This window comes from Kosakonia beeri, from assembly GCF_054165705.1.
Genome location: NZ_CM135106.1, coordinates 3977812 through 3995348, shown reverse-complemented (window position 1 = coordinate 3995348; position 17537 = coordinate 3977812). Strand labels below are relative to the sequence as shown.

The following is a 17537-nucleotide window of genomic DNA, read 5'->3' as shown; positions in this document are numbered from 1 at the left end:
CTTCGGTGATATAGTCTGCGCCACCCGATGGTCAGTTTGTTATAGGTGACATCGGGTTAGCCGTGGTTTGCACGGCTTTTTTGCGTAAAGGCTTGTGTATTCCTGAGTACCGCTCAATCCTTTTCAGGGACTAAAACGCGTTATGTTGTCTGCTAACCAACCGATAAGCGAAAGTTTGCCAACGCATGGCTGCCGCCATGTAGCGATAATTATGGATGGCAATGGTCGCTGGGCGAAAAGACAAGGGAAACTCCGTGCCTTTGGCCACAGAGCCGGAGCGAAGTCTGTTCGCCGTGCGGTGTCTTTTGCCGCCAATAATGGTATTGATGCGCTGACGCTTTATGCTTTTAGTAGCGAGAACTGGAATCGCCCGGCGCAGGAAGTGAGCGCGCTGATGGAGCTATTTGTGTGGGCGTTGGATAGCGAAGTAAAAAGCCTGCATCGTCATAATGTGCGTTTACGTATCATTGGTGATACCAGTCGTTTTAATACGCGTTTGCAGGAGAGAATCCGCAAGGCGGAAGCGTTAACAGCCCAGAATACCGGGTTAACGCTGAATGTCGCAGCGAACTATGGTGGGCGTTGGGATATTGTTCAGGGGGTTCGCCAGTTAGCTGTGCAAGTGCAGGAAGGGCTGTTGCGCCCGGATCAAATTGATGAAGAAACGCTGAATAAGCAAATCTGCATGCACGAACTGGCTCCCGTTGATTTAGTGATTAGGACTGGCGGGGAACATCGCATTAGTAATTTTTTACTTTGGCAAATTGCCTATGCCGAACTTTACTTTACTGATGTTCTTTGGCCCGATTTTGATGAACAAGACTTTGAAGGTGCGCTGCATGCCTTTGCCAATCGAGAGCGTCGTTTCGGCGGCACCGAGCCTGGTGGCGACAAAGCCTGATGGGGGTTGCTTTTGCTGAAGTATCGCCTGATTTCTGCTTTTGTATTAATACCCATTGTTATTGCAGCGCTTTTTTTGCTGCCGCCGGTGGGTTTTGCGATCGTTACGCTTGCCGTTTGTATGCTCGCCGCATGGGAGTGGGGGCAACTGAGCGGTTTTACGTCCCGGTCTCAGCGGGTCTGGCTGGCGGTACTCTGCGGGCTTCTGTTGGCGTTCATGCTGTTTATGATGCCGGAATATCATCACAACGTTCACCAGCCGGTGGTGGCGATCTCCCTTTGGGCCTCGCTGGTCTGGTGGCTGGTCGCGCTGGTGCTGGTGTTAGGTTACCCGGCATCGGCCGCACTGTGGCGTAGCTCAAAAGTTTTACGCCTCATCTTTGGCATACTGACGATTATTCCTTTTTTCTGGGGCATGCTCGCGCTGCGCGTCTGGCACTATGAACAGAACCACTACAGTGGTGCGTTATGGTTGCTGTATGTCATGATCCTGGTCTGGGGGGCGGATTCTGGCGCGTATATGTTTGGCAAACTGTTTGGTAAACACAAGCTGGCACCGAAAGTCTCACCGGGAAAAACCTGGCAAGGTTTTTTGGGCGGTTTGCTGACTGCTGGTGTGATTTCCTGGGGCTACAGCGCCTGGGCCGATCTCAATGTCGCGCCATCAACGCTTTTGATTTGCTCAGTTGTTGCGGCACTGGCGTCAGTGCTGGGCGATTTGACGGAAAGTATGTTCAAACGTGAAGCCGGAATAAAAGATAGTGGTCATCTTATTCCGGGTCATGGCGGTATACTGGATCGCATTGACAGCCTGACAGCGGCAGTTCCTGTTTTTGCCTGCCTGTTATTGCTGGTTTTCAGGACGATTTAACGGAAGGTTTTATGTTGAGCATTCTCTGGAATCTGGCGGCGTTCATCGTTGCGCTTGGTGTGTTGATCACCGTGCATGAATTTGGCCATTTCTGGGTTGCTCGCCGTTGCGGTGTCCGCGTCGAGCGTTTCTCCATTGGTTTTGGTAAAGCGCTCTGGCGCCGTACGGATAAACACGGTACCGAATTTGTTATCGCCCTTATCCCGCTGGGCGGATACGTAAAAATGCTGGATGAGCGCGTTGAACCGGTGGCACCGGAAATGCGCCATTATGCGTTTAACAATAAAACTGTCGGCCAACGTGCCGCAGTTATCGCTGCGGGTCCCATCGCCAACTTCCTCTTTGCTATTTTTGCCTACTGGCTGGTGTTTATCATTGGTGTCCCTGGCGTTCGCCCGGTTGTTGGTGAAATAACACCCAACTCGATCGCAGCAACGGCGCAAATTGCACCCGGTACGGAACTTAAAGCGATTGATGGTATCGAAACGCCTGATTGGGATGCAGTACGCTTACAGCTGGTGTCTAAAATCGGCGATAGCCAGACCACCATCAGCGTAGCGCCTTTCGGCAGTAACAATCGTCAGGATAAAGTGCTGGATTTACGCCACTGGTCCTTCGCACCTGATAAAGACGATCCGGTTTCGTCACTGGGGATCCGGCCTCGCGCTGCGCAGCTTGAACCCGTACTGGCAGAGGTTCAATCGGACTCTGCTGCCAGCAAGGCAGGTTTGCAAGCTGGCGACAGGATCGTTAAAGTCGATGGTCAGCAGTTAACACAGTGGATGACATTTGTTGGCCTGGTCCGGGATAATCCTGGCACGGCGTTAGCTTTAGAAGTAGAAAGACAAGGGACGCTCTTGTCTTTGACGTTAATACCGGATACAAAGCCGGGTAACAAGGCAGAGGGCTTTGCGGGCGTCGTGCCCAAAGTGATCCCGCTGCCAGATGAATACAAGACAGTACGCCAGTACGGGCCATTTAGCGCCATCGCCGAAGCCACGGACAAAACGTGGCAGTTGATGAAGTTGACGGTCAGTATGTTGGGGAAATTGATCACCGGTGATGTAAAACTGAACAACCTCAGTGGGCCGATTTCGATAGCTCAGGGGGCTGGGATGTCAGCGGAGTTCGGGTTGATTTACTACCTGATGTTTCTCGCTTTAATCAGCGTGAACCTGGGTATCATTAACCTGTTCCCATTACCCGTTCTTGACGGCGGGCATCTGCTGTTTTTGGCGATTGAGAAGCTGAAGGGCGGACCGGTATCCGAGCGAGTTCAAGACTTTAGTTATCGCATTGGCTCTATTTTGCTGGTGCTGTTAATGGGGCTTGCACTTTTCAATGATTTCTCTCGCTTGTAAGAGAGTTTGTTAGGAAGAACGCATAATAACGATGGCGATGAAAAAGTTGCTCATAGCGTCGCTGCTGTTTAGCAGCGCCACCGTATACGGTGCTGACGGGTTCGTAGTGAAGGACATTCATTTCGAAGGCCTGCAGCGTGTCGCCGTTGGTGCGGCCCTCCTCAGTATGCCAGTACGCCCTGGTGATACGGTGAATGATGAAGATATCAGTAGCACCATTCGCGCACTGTTTGCCACTGGCAACTTTGAGGATGTCCGCGTCCTGCGTGATGGTGATACGCTTCTTGTCCAGGTGAAAGAACGTCCAACAATCGCCAGCATCACCTTCTCCGGCAACAAGTCGGTGAAAGATGACATGCTGAAACAGAACCTTGAGGCTTCTGGCGTGCGTGTTGGTGAATCACTCGATCGCACAACCTTATCCGATATCGAAAAAGGGCTGGAAGATTTCTATTACAGCGTGGGTAAATACAGCGCCAGCGTTAAAGCGGTTGTAACGCCGCTGCCGCGTAACCGCGTTGACCTGAAACTGGTCTTCCAGGAAGGGGTATCCGCTCAGATCCAGCAGATTAACATTGTCGGCAACCACGCCTTTAGCACGGAACAGTTGATTTCCAACTTCCAGTTGCGTGATGAAGTGCCATGGTGGAACGTCGTTGGCGATCGCAAATACCAGAAACAGAAACTGGCAGGCGACCTGGAAACGCTACGTAGCTACTATCTGGATCGTGGCTATGCCCGTTTCAATATCGATTCGACTCAGGTCAGCCTGACGCCGGATAAGAAAGGCATCTACATTACCGTTAACGTCACTGAAGGCGATCTGTACAAGCTTTCCGGTGTTCAGGTAACAGGTAATCTGGCCGGGCACTCTGCTGAGATTGAGAGCCTGACCAAAATCGAACCGGGCGAGCTGTATAACGGCGCCAAAGTGACCAAAATGGAAGACGATATCAAAAAGCTTCTGGGTCGCTATGGTTATGCCTACCCGCGCGTGCAGTCGCAGCCGGAAATCAACGACACCGACAAAACGGTTAAGCTCCACATCAATGTGGATGCTGGCAACCGCTTCTACGTGCGTAAAATTCGCTTCGAAGGCAACGACACCTCTAAAGATGCCGTACTGCGCCGCGAAATGCGTCAGATGGAAGGGGCCTGGCTGGGCAGCGATTTAGTTGACCAGGGTAAAGAGCGTCTCAACCGTCTGGGCTACTTTGAAACCGTCGATACCGAAACGCAGCGTGTACCGGGCAGTCCGGATCAGGTTGACGTGGTTTATAAAGTGAAAGAGCGTAACACCGGTAGCTTTAACTTCGGCGTCGGTTACGGTACAGAGAGTGGCGTCAGCTTCCAGGTTGGCGTGCAGCAGGATAACTGGTTAGGTACCGGTTACTCTGTCGGGATCAGCGGTACCAAAAACGATTACCAGACTTACTCTGAGTTCTCGGTCACCAACCCGTACTTTACGGTGGATGGCGTCAGCCTTGGCGGTCGTATTTTCTATAACGACTTTAAAGCCGATGATGCGGACCTGTCCTCGTACACCAACAAAAGTTACGGTGTTGACGGCACGCTTGGTTTCCCGATTAACGAGTACAACACTCTGCGCACCGGCTTAGGCTATGTTCATAACAGCCTGTCTAAGATGGAACCGCAGGTGGCAATGTGGCGTTATCTCGACTCTGTAGGGCAGCATTCCAGCACTCAGAACGACGAGAATGGCTACTCGGCGGATGATTTCACCTTTAACTACGGTTGGACTTATAACAACCTTGACCGTGGTTATTTCCCGACGAAAGGGACCCGTGTCAACCTGAACGGTAAAGTCACCATTCCGGGATCGGATAACGAGTTCTATAAAGTTACCGTGGATACCGCGTCCTACTTCCCGATTGATGACGATCACAAATGGGTCATTCTGGGTCGTACTCGCTGGGGCTATGGCGATGGTTTAGGTGGCAAAGAGATGCCATTCTATGAGAACTTCTACGCCGGTGGTTCAAGTACCGTACGTGGCTTCCAGTCCAATAACATTGGTCCGAAAGCGGTGTACTACGGAGGTAACAGCCAGAGTAACTGTGATAACACGGTTGCTGGCTCGGTCTGTAAATCCGATGACGCGGTGGGCGGTAACGCCATGGGCGTAGCAAGCGTCGAATTTATTACACCGACACCGTTCATTAGCGACAAATATGCCAACTCTGTTCGTACGTCATTCTTCTGGGATGCGGGTACGGTATGGGATACAAACTGGCAAAATACCGAGCAGATGAAAGCGCTGGGTATTCCGGATTACAGCGATCCGAGCAATATCCGTATGTCGGCAGGTATTGCGTTACAATGGATGTCCCCATTAGGGCCGTTGGTCTTCTCCTACGCCCAGCCGTTCAAAAAGTACGATGGAGACAAAGCGGAGCAGTTCCAGTTTAACATTGGTAAAACCTGGTAACGCATCGTTGCAAAGGAATGCGTCAGCAGTGTAGTGATGGCTGAGGCCTTCTGAAGAAGGCCCGGCCGCGCAAAGAGCTGTACCTGCGGGTACAAACGGGATGGTAAGGAGTTAATTGTGAAAAAGTTGTTATTAGCTGCAGGTTTCGGTTTGGCAATGGCAGCGTCCGCTCAGGCAGCTGACAAGATTGCGATTGTCGATATGGGTAACCTGTTACAGCAGGTTGCACAGACTTCCGGCGTTTCTCAGACGATGAAAAACGAATTCGGTGGTCGCGCCAGCGAACTGCAGAGCATGGAATCTGACCTGCAAGCCAAAAAACAGCGCCTGCAGCGTGATGGTTCCACAATGAAAGCGAGCGATCGCGCCAAGCTGGAAAAAGATCTGACTACTGGTAGCCAGGCTTTCGCCCAGAAAGCGCAAGCTTTCGAGCAGGACCAGGCTCGTCGTTCTAACGAAGAACGCGGTAAGCTGGTTACTCGCATCCAGACTGCAGTGAAAAAAGTCGCTGCTGACCAGGGTATTGATCTGGTTGTTCCTTCCAACGCCGTTATTTACAACAGCAATGATGTTAAAGACATCACCGCTGATGTACTGAAACAGGTTAAATAAGTAATGCCTTCAATTCGACTGGCTGATTTAGCTCAGCAGTTGGATGCAGAATTACACGGTGATGGCGATATCGTCATCACCGGCGTTGCGTCCATGCAATCTGCCGGAGCAGGTCACATCACTTTCATGGTAAATCCAAAATACCGTGAACACCTGGCCGCATGCCAGGCGTCTGCCGTTGTCATGACGCAAGACGATCTTCCTTTTGCCAATAGTGCAGCGCTGGTCGTAAAAAATCCGTACCTGACGTATGCGCGCATGGCTCAAATTCTGGATACCACGCCGCAGCCGGCGCAAAACATTGCCCCCGGGGCGGTGATTGATCCGACGGCGAAGCTTGGTAACAACGTGTCGATTGGCCCGAATGCGGTGATCGAATCCGGCGTCACCCTGGGCGATAACGTGGTTATCGGCGCGGGATGCTTCGTCGGCAAAAATACGAAAATTGGTGCAGGTTCGCGTCTGTGGGCTAACGTCTCCATTTACCACGAGATTGAGATCGGCGAAAATTGCCTCGTGCAATCCGGTACGGTGATTGGCTCCGATGGTTTTGGTTATGCCAACGATCGCGGAAACTGGGTTAAAATCCCTCAGCTTGGACGGGTGATCATTGGCAACAACGTCGAAATTGGCGCGTGTACCACTATCGATCGCGGTGCGCTGGACGATACCTGCATCGGCAACGGTGTGATCATTGATAACCAGTGCCAGATTGCACATAACGTTGTGATTGGCGACAATACCGCGGTTGCGGGTGGTGTCATTATGGCAGGCAGCCTGAAAATCGGCCGTTACTGCATGATTGGCGGCGCCAGCGTAATCAACGGGCATATGGAAATTTGCGACAAGGTTACTGTTACGGGGATGGGGATGGTTATGCGTCCTATCACTGAGCCTGGAATTTATTCTTCTGGTATCCCGCTGCAACCGAACAAAGTATGGCGCAAAACCGCTGCCCTGGTGATGAATATTGATGATATGAGCAAGCGCCTGAAAGCAGTCGAGCGCAAGGTTAATCAACAAGAATAACCCTTCACCGTTTAATGCGTTTAGATTCCGGCCTGCCGGCATTCTCACGATTGCCGCGGGCCGTGTTATTATTGCCTTTTAGTATATTTAGACAGGAAGAGTATTTTGACTACTGACACTCATACTCTGCACATTGAAGAGATTCTGGAACTTCTGCCGCACCGTTACCCGTTCTTACTGGTTGACCGTGTGCTGGATTTTGAAGAAGGTCGTTTTCTACGCGCAGTCAAAAATGTTTCGGTAAACGAACCGTTTTTCCAGGGGCACTTCCCTGGCAAACCGATTTTCCCGGGCGTGCTGATCCTCGAAGCAATGGCGCAGGCAACCGGTATTCTGGCGTTTAAAAGCGTTGGAAAACTGGAACCAGGTGAGCTGTACTATTTCGCCGGTATCGATGAAGCGCGCTTTAAGCGCCCGGTCGTGCCAGGCGATCAAATGATCATGGAAGTCACTTTCGAGAAAACCCGCCGCGGCCTGACCCGTTTTAAAGGTGTTGCGCTGGTCGACGGTAAAGTTGTTTGTGAAGCTACTATGATGTGTGCACGTAGCCGGGAGGCCTGATACGTGATTGATAAAACCGCCTTTATTCATCCAACTGCCGTTATCGAAGACGGTGCCGTAATCGGTGCTAACGCGCATATCGGCCCATTCTGTATTGTGGGACCTCACGTAGAAATTGGTGAGGGTACCGTACTGAAGTCTCACGTTGTCGTGAATGGTCATACCAAAATCGGCCGCGATAACGAGATTTATCAGTTCGCCTCCATCGGCGAGGTTAACCAGGATCTGAAATATGCTGGCGAACCCACCCGCGTGGAAATTGGCGATCGCAACCGCATTCGCGAAAGCGTCACCATTCACCGCGGCACAGTTCAGGGTGGTGGATTGACGAAGGTGGGTAGCGATAACCTGCTGATGGTCAACGCACACGTAGCGCATGACTGTACGGTTGGGAGTCGTTGCATCCTCGCGAATAACGCGACGCTGGCGGGGCACGTCTCCGTTGACGACTTTGCGATTATCGGTGGCATGACCGCGGTGCACCAGTTCTGCATTATCGGCGCGCACGTTATGGTCGGTGGCTGTTCAGGTGTGGCGCAGGACGTTCCACCGTACGTGATTGCTCAGGGCAACCATGCCACGCCGTTTGGCGTGAACATTGAAGGTCTGAAGCGTCGCGGATTTAGCAAAGAAGCGTTAGTGGCTATCCGCAACGCGTACAAACTGTTGTACCGCAGCGGTAAAACGCTGGAAGAGGCGAAACCGGAGATTGCAGAGCTTGCGGCTAAGCATCCGGAAGTTGATGCGTTTATACAGTTCTTCGAACGCTCAACGCGCGGTCTGATTCGTTAATGGTCGACAATCGTCCTCTTACGATAGCCCTGGTCGCCGGAGAAACCTCCGGCGATATTCTTGGTGCGGGTCTTATACGGGCGCTTAAAGCCCGTATGCCCCATGCCCGCTTTGTGGGTGTGGCTGGGCCACGTATGCAAGCTGAAGGCTGCGAAGCCTGGTATGAAATGGAAGAGCTGGCGGTGATGGGTATTGTAGAAGTTCTTGGCCGTTTGCGCCGCTTACTGCATATTCGTGTCGATCTGACCCGTCGCTTCAGTGAACTGCAGCCGGATGTGTTTGTCGGTATCGACGCACCGGATTTCAACATTACCCTTGAAGGTAACCTGAAAAAGCAGGGCATTAAAACCATCCATTACGTCAGCCCGTCAGTCTGGGCATGGCGGCAAAAACGTGTTTTCAAAATTGGCAGAGCCACCGATCTGGTGCTCGCATTTCTCCCTTTCGAAAAAGCGTTTTATGACAAATTCAACGTACCGTGCCGGTTTATCGGTCATACCATGGCAGATGCCATGCCGCTGGATCCGGATAAAAATGCCGCGCGGGACCATTTAGGCATTGCCCATGATGTACATTGCCTGGCTCTGTTGCCGGGTAGTCGTGGCGCGGAAGTGGAGATGCTAAGCGGCGATTTCCTGCGCACAGCAAAGTTGCTGCGTGAGCGTTATCCCGATCTTGAAGTCGTGGTGCCGCTGGTGAATGCCAAACGACGCGAACAGTTTGAACGCATAAAAGCTGATGTCGCGCCCGATTTGCCTGTGCATATGCTGGACGGTATGGCGCGCGAAGCGATGATCGCGGCCGATGCCGCACTGCTGGCCTCTGGTACGGCCGCACTGGAGTGCATGTTGGCAAAATGCCCGATGGTGGTGGGCTACCGGATGAAGCCTTTCACCTTCTGGCTGGCGAAACGGCTGGTGAAAACCCCGTATGTGTCGCTACCGAACTTGCTTGCCGGGCGTGAACTGGTCAAAGAGTTGTTGCAAGATGATTGCCAGCCGAAGGCGCTGGCGCAAGCGCTGCAACCTCTGCTGGCGAATGGCAAAACCAGCCATGAGATGCATGAAATTTTTCGCGAACTGCATCAGCAGATTCGCTGTAATGCCGATGAGCAGGCGGCGGATGCCGTGCTGGAGCTAGCAAAATGATAGAGTTTGTTTATCCGCATACGCATTTAGTTGCGGGTGTGGATGAAGTAGGGCGCGGCCCTTTAGTGGGCGCAGTTGTGACGGCTGCCGTGATCCTCGATCCTGAACGTCCGATTTTCGGTCTTAACGATTCTAAAAAATTGTCCGAAAAGCGCCGCGTGTCGCTCTACCATGAAATCAAAGAAAAGGCGCTGGCCTGGAGCCTTGGACGCGCTGAACCTCACGAAATCGACGAACTGAATATTTTACATGCCACGATGCTGGCGATGCAGCGTGCTGTCGCTGGGTTAGCAATCCGTCCTGAGTTCGTACTGATTGACGGAAACCGCTGCCCGTTGCTGCCTGTGCCATCGCTGGCGGTTGTTAAAGGCGATAGCCGGGTTGCGGAAATCAGCGCGGCATCTATTCTCGCCAAAGTGACCCGTGACGCCGAGATGGCTGAACTGGATATCACATTTCCGCAATATGGTTTTGCGCAGCACAAAGGCTATCCTACTGCTTTTCATCTGGAGAAGCTGGCGGAGCATGGCGCAACCGAGCATCACCGACGCAGTTTCGCGCCGGTCAAACGCGCGTTGGGCCTTGTGTCCTGATTCTGGTGGCGTTAAAGGAATCTGAAAATGGCTGAACCACGTTTCGTACACCTTCGGGTGCATAGCGACTATTCCATGATTGATGGGCTGGCGAAAACCGGGCCGCTGGTGAAAAAGGCGGCCTCTCTGGGTATGCCTGCGCTGGCGATCACCGATTTCACCAACCTGTGTGGTTTGGTGAAGTTTTACGGAGCGGGCCACGGCGCGGGCATGAAGCCCATTGTTGGTGCCGATTTTCACGTGCAGTGCGATCTGTTAGGTGACGAGTTGACGCAATTGACCGTCCTTGCCGCTAACAATACCGGTTACCAGAATCTTACGTTGCTGATTTCGCGTGCCTACCAGCGGGGATACGGTGCACAAGGGCCGTGGATCGACCGCGACTGGTTGACTGAATTGAATGAAGGCCTGATTTTGCTCTCCGGGGCGCGTATGGGCGATGTGGGCAAATGCCTGTTGCGCGGCAACGATGCGCTGGTGGATCAATGTCTGGCCTTCTATACCGAGCATTTTCCCGATCGCTATTTCCTTGAGCTGATCCGCACCGGGCGGGCTGATGAGGAAACGTATCTGCACGCGGCGGTGAAACTGGCCGAAGCACGTGGCGTGCCCGTGGTTGCCACCAACGATGTCCGTTTCCTTGAGGCGGGCGATTTCGATGCGCATGAGATCCGCGTGGCGATCCATGATGGTTTTACCCTCGATGATCCCAAGCGCCCGCGCAATTACTCTGCGCAGCAATACATGCGCAGCGAAGACGAAATGTGTGAGCTGTTTTCCGATATTCCGGAAGCGCTGGAAAACACAGTCGAAATTGCCAAACGCTGTAACGTCACCGTGCGTCTGGGCGAGTACTTTTTGCCGCAATTCCCGACCGGTGAAATGACCACCGAAGATTTCCTTGTCGCGAAGTCGAAAGAGGGGCTGGAAGAGCGTCTGGCTTTTCTCTTTCCGGATGAGGAAGAGCGCCTTAAGCGCCGTCCGGAATATGACGAGCGGCTGGACATTGAACTTCAGGTTATTAACCAGATGGGGTTCCCTGGCTACTTCCTGATCGTGATGGAGTTTATTCAGTGGTCGAAAGACAACGGTGTGCCGGTAGGGCCTGGCCGTGGTTCTGGTGCGGGGTCGTTGGTGGCGTATGCGCTGAAGATCACTGACCTTGATCCGCTGGAATTTGACCTGCTGTTTGAACGTTTCCTCAACCCGGAACGTGTTTCGATGCCCGACTTCGACGTTGACTTCTGTATGGAGAAACGTGACCAGGTGATTGAGCATGTGGCGGACATGTATGGGCGTGATGCGGTATCGCAGATCATTACCTTCGGTACGATGGCGGCCAAAGCCGTTATCCGCGATGTGGGGCGTGTGTTGGGGCACCCGTATGGTTTTGTCGACAGGATCTCTAAGCTGGTGCCGCCCGATCCTGGCATGACACTGGCGAAAGCGTTTGAAGCCGAACCGCAACTGCCGGAAATCTACGAAGCGGACGAAGAAGTCAAAGCGCTGATCGATATGGCGCGTAAGCTGGAAGGCGTAACGCGAAATGCCGGTAAACACGCCGGTGGTGTGGTGATCGCGCCGACTAAAATCACCGATTTTGCGCCGCTGTACTGCGATGAAGCCGGGCAGCACCCGGTCACCCAGTTCGATAAAAACGATGTGGAATATGCGGGCCTGGTGAAGTTCGACTTCCTTGGTCTGCGTACGTTGACCATCATCAACTGGGCGCTGGAGATGATCAACGCCCGTCGCGAGAAGCAGGGGCTGGAGCCGCTGGACATCGCCGCCATCCCTCTGGATGACAAGAAAAGTTTTGACATGCTGCAGCGTTCGGAAACCACGGCGGTATTCCAACTTGAATCCCGCGGCATGAAAGATCTGATTAAACGCCTGCAGCCAGACTGCTTTGAAGACATGATCGCGCTGGTGGCCCTGTTCCGCCCTGGGCCGTTGCAATCAGGCATGGTAGATAACTTTATCGATCGTAAGCACGGGCGCGAAGAAATATCCTACCCGGATGTGCAGTGGCAGCATGAGAGCCTGAAACCGGTACTGGAGCCGACTTACGGCATCATTCTTTACCAGGAACAGGTGATGCAGATTGCCCAGGTGCTCTCTGGCTACACCCTGGGTGGGGCGGATATGCTGCGTCGCGCCATGGGTAAGAAAAAGCCGGAAGAGATGGCGAAGCAGCGCAGCATCTTCGAAGACGGCGCAAAGAAAAACGGCGTTGATGGCGAGCTGGCGATGAAAATCTTTGACCTGGTGGAGAAATTCGCCGGGTATGGATTTAACAAATCGCACTCTGCCGCCTATGCTTTGGTGTCATATCAGACGCTGTGGTTAAAAGCGCATTATCCGGCGGAATTTATGGCGGCGGTGATGACCGCCGATATGGATAACACCGAAAAAGTGGTGGGGCTGGTGGATGAGTGCTGGCGTATGGGGCTGAAAATCCTGCCGCCGGATATCAACTCAGGTCTTTACCATTTCCATGTGAATGATGACGGCGAGATCGTCTACGGTATCGGCGCCATTAAAGGCGTGGGTGAAGGGCCGATTGAAGCCATTATTGAAGCGCGCAACAACGGCGGCTATTTCCGCGAATTGTTCGATCTCTGTGCGCGCACGGATATTAAAAAGCTCAACCGTCGGGTGCTGGAAAAGCTGATTATGTCCGGGGCATTTGACCGCCTGGGGCCGCATCGTGCAGCGTTGATGAACTCATTGAGCGACGCGCTGAAAGCCGCCGATCAACACGCAAAAGCGGAAGCGATCGGTCAGGCAGACATGTTTGGTGTATTGGCAGAAGAGCCGGAGCAAATTGAGCAATCTTACGCCAGTTGCCAGCCCTGGCCAGAACAGGTTCAACTGGATGGCGAGCGTGAAACGTTAGGGCTTTACCTGACGGGGCACCCGATCAACCAGTATTTAAAAGAAATTGAGCGCTATGTCGGAGGCTATCGGCTGAAAGACATGCATCCGACTGAACGTGGGAAAGTCACCACGGCGGCGGGGCTCGTTATTGCCGCGCGGGTTATGGTCACCAAACGCGGCAATCGAATCGGCATCTGTACGTTGGATGACCGTTCCGGGCGTCTTGAAGTGATGTTGTTCACTGATGCACTGGATAAATACCAGCAATTGCTGGAAAAAGACCGCATACTTATCGTTAGCGGACAGGTCAGCTTTGATGACTTCAGCGGGGGGCTTAAAATGACCGCCCGCGAAGTGATGGACATTGACGAAGCCCGGGAAAAATATGCCCGTGGGCTTGCTATCTCGCTGACGGACAGGCAAATTGATGACCAGCTTTTAAACCGACTCCGTCAGTCTCTGGAACCGCACCGTTCGGGAACCATTCCAGTACATCTCTACTATCAGAGGACGGATGCGCGTGCGCGGTTACGCTTTGGCGCAACGTGGCGCGTCTCTCCGAGCGATCGTTTACTCAACGATTTGCGTGGCCTCATTGGTTCGGAGCAGGTGGAACTGGAGTTTGACTAATACAGGAATACTATGAGTCTGAATTTCCTTGATTTCGAACAGCCGATTGCTGAGCTGGAAGCGAAAATCGATTCTCTGACCGCCGTTGGCCGTCAGGATGAAAAACTGGATATTAACATCGACGAAGAGGTGCATCGTCTGCGCGAAAAAAGCGTAGAGCTGACGCGCAAAATTTTCGCCGATCTTGGCGCATGGCAGGTTGCCCAACTGGCACGCCATCCGCTGCGTCCATACACCCTGGATTACGTCCGCCTGGCTTTCGATGAGTTCGACGAGCTGGCTGGTGACCGTGCCTATGCCGATGATAAAGCCATTGTTGGCGGTATCGCGCGTCTGGATGGTCGTCCGGTCATGATTATCGGCCACCAGAAAGGCCGCGAAACCAAAGAAAAAATTCGCCGTAACTTCGGTATGCCGGCGCCAGAAGGCTACCGTAAAGCGCTGCGTCTGATGGAGATGGCGGAACGCTTTAACATGCCGATCATCACCTTTATTGACACGCCGGGTGCCTACCCGGGCGTGGGTGCTGAAGAGCGTGGTCAGTCCGAAGCTATTGCCCGCAACCTGCGTGAAATGTCTCGCCTTAACGTGCCGGTTATTTGCACCGTGATCGGTGAAGGCGGCTCCGGCGGCGCGCTGGCAATCGGTGTGGGCGATAAAGTGAATATGCTGCAGTACAGCACCTATTCCGTTATTTCTCCGGAAGGTTGTGCTTCTATTCTGTGGAAAAGCGCAGACAAAGCGCCGCTGGCAGCAGAAGCGATGGGCATTATCGCCCCGCGTCTGAAAGAGCTGAAACTGATCGACTCCATTATCCCGGAACCGCTGGGCGGCGCTCATCGCAATCCGGAAACAATGGCAGCATCGCTGAAAGCGCAACTGCTGGCCGATCTGGCCGATCTGGATGTGCTGAGCAAAGACGATCTGCGTAATCGTCGTTACCAGCGTCTGATGAGCTACGGCTACGCCTGATTGTCATCCCTGTCTGAAAAAGCCGCACCTGATGCGGCTTTTTTTATACCTGCGTTTAGCTCAACTATGCTTAGCTAATGTTTTTGCAGGAGGTAGGCGTGAATATAATTGCCATCATGGGACCCCATGGCGTTTTCTATAAAGATGAACCCATTAAGGAGCTGGAGCAGGCGTTACAGGCACAAGGTTTTCAGATTATCTGGCCGCAAAACAGCAACGACCTGCTGAAGTTTATCGAGCATAACCCACGGATCTGCGGGGTTATTTTTGACTGGGATGAGTACTCGCTCGATCTGTGCAGCGAAATCAATCAACTTAACGAATACCTTCCGCTCTACGCTTTTATTAACACCCACTCGACGATGGATGTTAGCGCGCAGGATATGCGTATGGCGCTGTGGTTCTTTGAATATGCTCTCGGTGTGGCAGACGATATTGCGACGCGCATTGGTCAGTACACCAAAGAGTATCTGGAGAACATCACTCCGCCGTTTACCCGCGCACTGTTCACCTATGTCAAAGAGGGCAAATACACCTTCTGTACACCGGGCCATATGGCGGGTACGGCGTATCAAAAAAGCCCGGTGGGCTGCCTGTTCTATGACTTTTTCGGCGGTAACACTCTTAAGGCGGATGTGTCGATCTCGGTCACTGAGCTGGGATCGTTGCTGGATCACACCGGGCCGCATCTCGAAGCGGAAGAGTACATCGCACGTACTTTTGGTGCGGAGCAAAGCTATATGGTGACCAACGGTACCTCAACGTCGAACAAAATTGTTGGCATGTATGCCGCCCCGGCGGGCAGCACGTTGCTTATCGATCGCAACTGTCATAAGTCACTTGCTCACCTGTTGATGATGAGTGATGTCGTTCCGCTATGGCTAAAACCAGGCCGTAACGCGCTGGGGATTTTGGGCGGGATCCCGCGTCGGGAGTTTACCCACGCCAGCATTGAACAGAAGGTCGCTACGACCCCTGAGGCACGCTGGCCGGTGCACGCCGTCATCACCAACTCTACTTACGATGGCTTGCTCTACAACACCGACTGGATCAAGAAAACACTCGATGTGCCGTCGATTCACTTTGATTCCGCCTGGGTGCCGTATACCAATTTCCATCCGATTTATGCCGGTAAAAGTGGAATGAGCGGCGAACGGGTGCCCGGAAAAGTCTTCTTTGAAACCCAGTCGACGCACAAAATGCTGGCGGCGTTTTCGCAGGCGTCATTGATTCATATTAAGGGCGATTACGATGAAGATACCTTCAACGAAGCGTTTATGATGCACACCTCCACCTCGCCGAGTTACCCGCTGGTGGCCTCCATTGAAACCGCAGCAGCGATGTTGCGTGGTAATCCCGGAAAGCGGCTGATCAACCGGTCGGTGGAGCGTGCGTTGCATTTTCGTAAGGAGGTGCAGCGCCTGAAAGAGGAAGCCGATGGCTGGTTCTTTGACATCTGGCAGCCGGAGGAGATCGACGAAGCCGACTGCTGGCCGGTGTCACCCAGTGAAAGCTGGCATGGCTTTCGCGAGGCCGATGCCGATCATATGTTCCTTGATCCGGTCAAAGTGACGATCCTCACGCCGGGTATGGATGAGCGGGGGAACATGGGCGAAGAGGGGATCCCGGCGGCGCTGGTTGCTAAGTTTCTTGATGAGCGCGGCGTGGTGGTTGAAAAGACCGGGCCGTACAACCTGCTGTTTTTGTTCAGCATCGGCATTGATAAAACCCGTGCGATGGGGCTGCTGCGTGGGCTAATGGAGTTTAAACGTGCCTTTGATCTCAACCTGCGTGTGAGGAATATGCTGCCGGATCTGTATGCAGAAGATCCGGACTTCTACCGCAATATGCGCATTCAGGATTTAGCGCAGGGGATCCATCGCCTTATTCGCCAGCACGATCTTCCTCGCCTGATGTTGCAGGCGTTCGATGTGCTGCCAGTAATGAAAATGACTCCGCACCAGGCCTGGCAGCGGCAGATCCAGGGCGAAGTAGAAACCATCGAACTGGAAAAACTCAGCGGGCGTATCTCTGCCAATATGATCCTGCCTTATCCGCCAGGCGTCCCGCTGGTCATGCCCGGGGAAATGATCACCGAAGAGAGTCGACCAGTGCTCGATTTCTTGCTGATGTTGTGTGCCATTGGCCGCCACTACCCTGGTTTTGAAACCGATATCCACGGCGCAAAACGTGATGAAGAAGGGGTCTACCGGGTACGAGTCTTAAAAGTCCACTGAGCTATTGCGGGCAAAACCGGGCGGCGGTAACGTTCACATATCGAAAATAAGGAGCGACCATGCTGGGATTAAAACAGGTTCATCACATTGCCATCATTGCCACGGATTACGCCAGGAGCAAAGCTTTCTACTGCGATATTCTTGGCTTCACCCTGCAAAGCGAAGTGTACCGGGAAGCGCGTGACTCCTGGAAAGGCGATTTGGCTCTCAACGGACAATATGTGATTGAACTGTTTTCGTTTCCGTTCCCGCCTTGCCGCCCCAGCCGCCCGGAAGCGTGCGGTTTACGCCATCTGGCATTCAGCGTTGATGATATCGACCGCGCAGTCGCTCATTTGCAGGCGCATGGCGTGGAGTGTGAAGCGATCCGCGTTGATCCCTGTACTGAAAAACGTTTTACCTTCTTCAATGATCCCGATGGACTGCCGCTGGAGCTTTACCAGCAGTAGTACTTGCCACATACGGTATTGCCCGGTAACGTTCCGGGCAATGTTTCCGTTTT

General features: G+C 53.1%; 14 protein-coding genes. All 14 read left to right on the top strand.

What is annotated here, in order from left to right:
• Positions 1-142 precede the first annotated feature (142 nt).
• The 14 genes from ispU to ACUY4S_RS18875 all read left to right on the top strand — a co-directional run bounded on the left by ispU (position 143) and on the right by ACUY4S_RS18875 (position 17484).
• Complete coding sequence (ispU, locus tag ACUY4S_RS18940) at positions 143-901, top strand: (2E,6E)-farnesyl-diphosphate-specific ditrans,polycis-undecaprenyl-diphosphate synthase (RefSeq protein WP_312687411.1); 759 nt, start codon at positions 143-145, stop codon at positions 899-901.
• 12 nt (positions 902-913) lie between these two features.
• Positions 914-1771, top strand: coding sequence for a phosphatidate cytidylyltransferase (gene cdsA, locus ACUY4S_RS18935; protein ID WP_312687413.1), 858 nt, complete (start codon positions 914-916; stop codon positions 1769-1771).
• Between the two features lie 11 nt (positions 1772-1782).
• Positions 1783-3132 (top strand): sigma E protease regulator RseP, encoded by a 1350-nt coding sequence (gene rseP, locus ACUY4S_RS18930; protein WP_458021838.1) that lies wholly within the window; start codon positions 1783-1785, stop codon positions 3130-3132.
• A gap of 31 nt (positions 3133-3163) precedes the next feature.
• On the top strand, positions 3164-5581 hold the full coding sequence (gene bamA, locus ACUY4S_RS18925; protein ID WP_312687417.1) for an outer membrane protein assembly factor BamA: 2418 nt from the start codon (positions 3164-3166) through the stop codon (positions 5579-5581).
• A 117-nt stretch (positions 5582-5698) separates the two neighbouring features.
• Positions 5699-6193, top strand: a complete 495-nt coding sequence (gene skp, locus ACUY4S_RS18920) for a molecular chaperone Skp (RefSeq protein ID WP_312687419.1) — start codon at positions 5699-5701, stop codon at positions 6191-6193.
• Between the two features lie 3 nt (positions 6194-6196).
• The gene (gene lpxD, locus ACUY4S_RS18915; RefSeq protein ID WP_458021839.1) at positions 6197-7222 is read left to right on the top strand and encodes a UDP-3-O-(3-hydroxymyristoyl)glucosamine N-acyltransferase; all 1026 of its coding nucleotides are present in this window, start codon (positions 6197-6199) and stop codon (positions 7220-7222) included.
• Between the two features lie 105 nt (positions 7223-7327).
• Positions 7328-7783: a 3-hydroxyacyl-ACP dehydratase FabZ gene (gene fabZ, locus ACUY4S_RS18910; RefSeq protein WP_007373234.1), complete on the top strand. Its 456-nt coding sequence runs from the start codon at positions 7328-7330 to the stop codon at positions 7781-7783.
• 3 nt (positions 7784-7786) lie between these two features.
• The gene (gene lpxA, locus ACUY4S_RS18905) at positions 7787-8575 is read left to right on the top strand and encodes an acyl-ACP--UDP-N-acetylglucosamine O-acyltransferase (protein ID WP_312687425.1); all 789 of its coding nucleotides are present in this window, start codon (positions 7787-7789) and stop codon (positions 8573-8575) included.
• Positions 8575-9723, top strand: a complete 1149-nt coding sequence (lpxB, locus tag ACUY4S_RS18900) for a lipid-A-disaccharide synthase (RefSeq protein WP_458021840.1) — start codon at positions 8575-8577, stop codon at positions 9721-9723. The genes lpxA and lpxB overlap by 1 nt, the downstream gene beginning before the upstream one ends.
• Positions 9720-10316, top strand: coding sequence for a ribonuclease HII (gene rnhB, locus ACUY4S_RS18895; RefSeq protein WP_312687428.1), 597 nt, complete (start codon positions 9720-9722; stop codon positions 10314-10316). The genes lpxB and rnhB overlap by 4 nt, the downstream gene beginning before the upstream one ends.
• A gap of 27 nt (positions 10317-10343) precedes the next feature.
• Complete coding sequence (gene dnaE, locus ACUY4S_RS18890; protein ID WP_458021841.1) at positions 10344-13826, top strand: DNA polymerase III subunit alpha; 3483 nt, start codon at positions 10344-10346, stop codon at positions 13824-13826.
• A gap of 12 nt (positions 13827-13838) precedes the next feature.
• A complete protein-coding gene (gene accA, locus ACUY4S_RS18885) occupies positions 13839-14798 on the top strand; it encodes an acetyl-CoA carboxylase carboxyl transferase subunit alpha (RefSeq protein WP_017458011.1) in 960 nt (319 codons plus the stop codon).
• Between the two features lie 98 nt (positions 14799-14896).
• Positions 14897-17035, top strand: coding sequence for a lysine decarboxylase LdcC (locus ACUY4S_RS18880; RefSeq protein ID WP_312687432.1), 2139 nt, complete (start codon positions 14897-14899; stop codon positions 17033-17035).
• A gap of 59 nt (positions 17036-17094) precedes the next feature.
• Positions 17095-17484 (top strand): VOC family protein, encoded by a 390-nt coding sequence (locus tag ACUY4S_RS18875; protein WP_312687434.1) that lies wholly within the window; start codon positions 17095-17097, stop codon positions 17482-17484.
• Positions 17485-17537: the final 53 nt, after the last annotated feature.

Coding starts and splice junctions, on each gene's coding strand:
- ispU (WP_312687411.1), top strand. CDS start 143: ATGTTGTCTGCTAACCAACCGATAAGCGAAAGTTTGCCAACGCATGGC.
- rseP (WP_458021838.1), top strand. CDS start 1,783: ATGTTGAGCATTCTCTGGAATCTGGCGGCGTTCATCGTTGCGCTTGGT.
- bamA (WP_312687417.1), top strand. CDS start 3,164: ATGGCGATGAAAAAGTTGCTCATAGCGTCGCTGCTGTTTAGCAGCGCC.
- lpxD (WP_458021839.1), top strand. CDS start 6,197: ATGCCTTCAATTCGACTGGCTGATTTAGCTCAGCAGTTGGATGCAGAA.
- lpxB (WP_458021840.1), top strand. CDS start 8,575: ATGGTCGACAATCGTCCTCTTACGATAGCCCTGGTCGCCGGAGAAACC.
- rnhB (WP_312687428.1), top strand. CDS start 9,720: ATGATAGAGTTTGTTTATCCGCATACGCATTTAGTTGCGGGTGTGGAT.
- dnaE (WP_458021841.1), top strand. CDS start 10,344: ATGGCTGAACCACGTTTCGTACACCTTCGGGTGCATAGCGACTATTCC.
- accA (WP_017458011.1), top strand. CDS start 13,839: ATGAGTCTGAATTTCCTTGATTTCGAACAGCCGATTGCTGAGCTGGAA.
- ACUY4S_RS18875 (WP_312687434.1), top strand. CDS start 17,095: ATGCTGGGATTAAAACAGGTTCATCACATTGCCATCATTGCCACGGAT.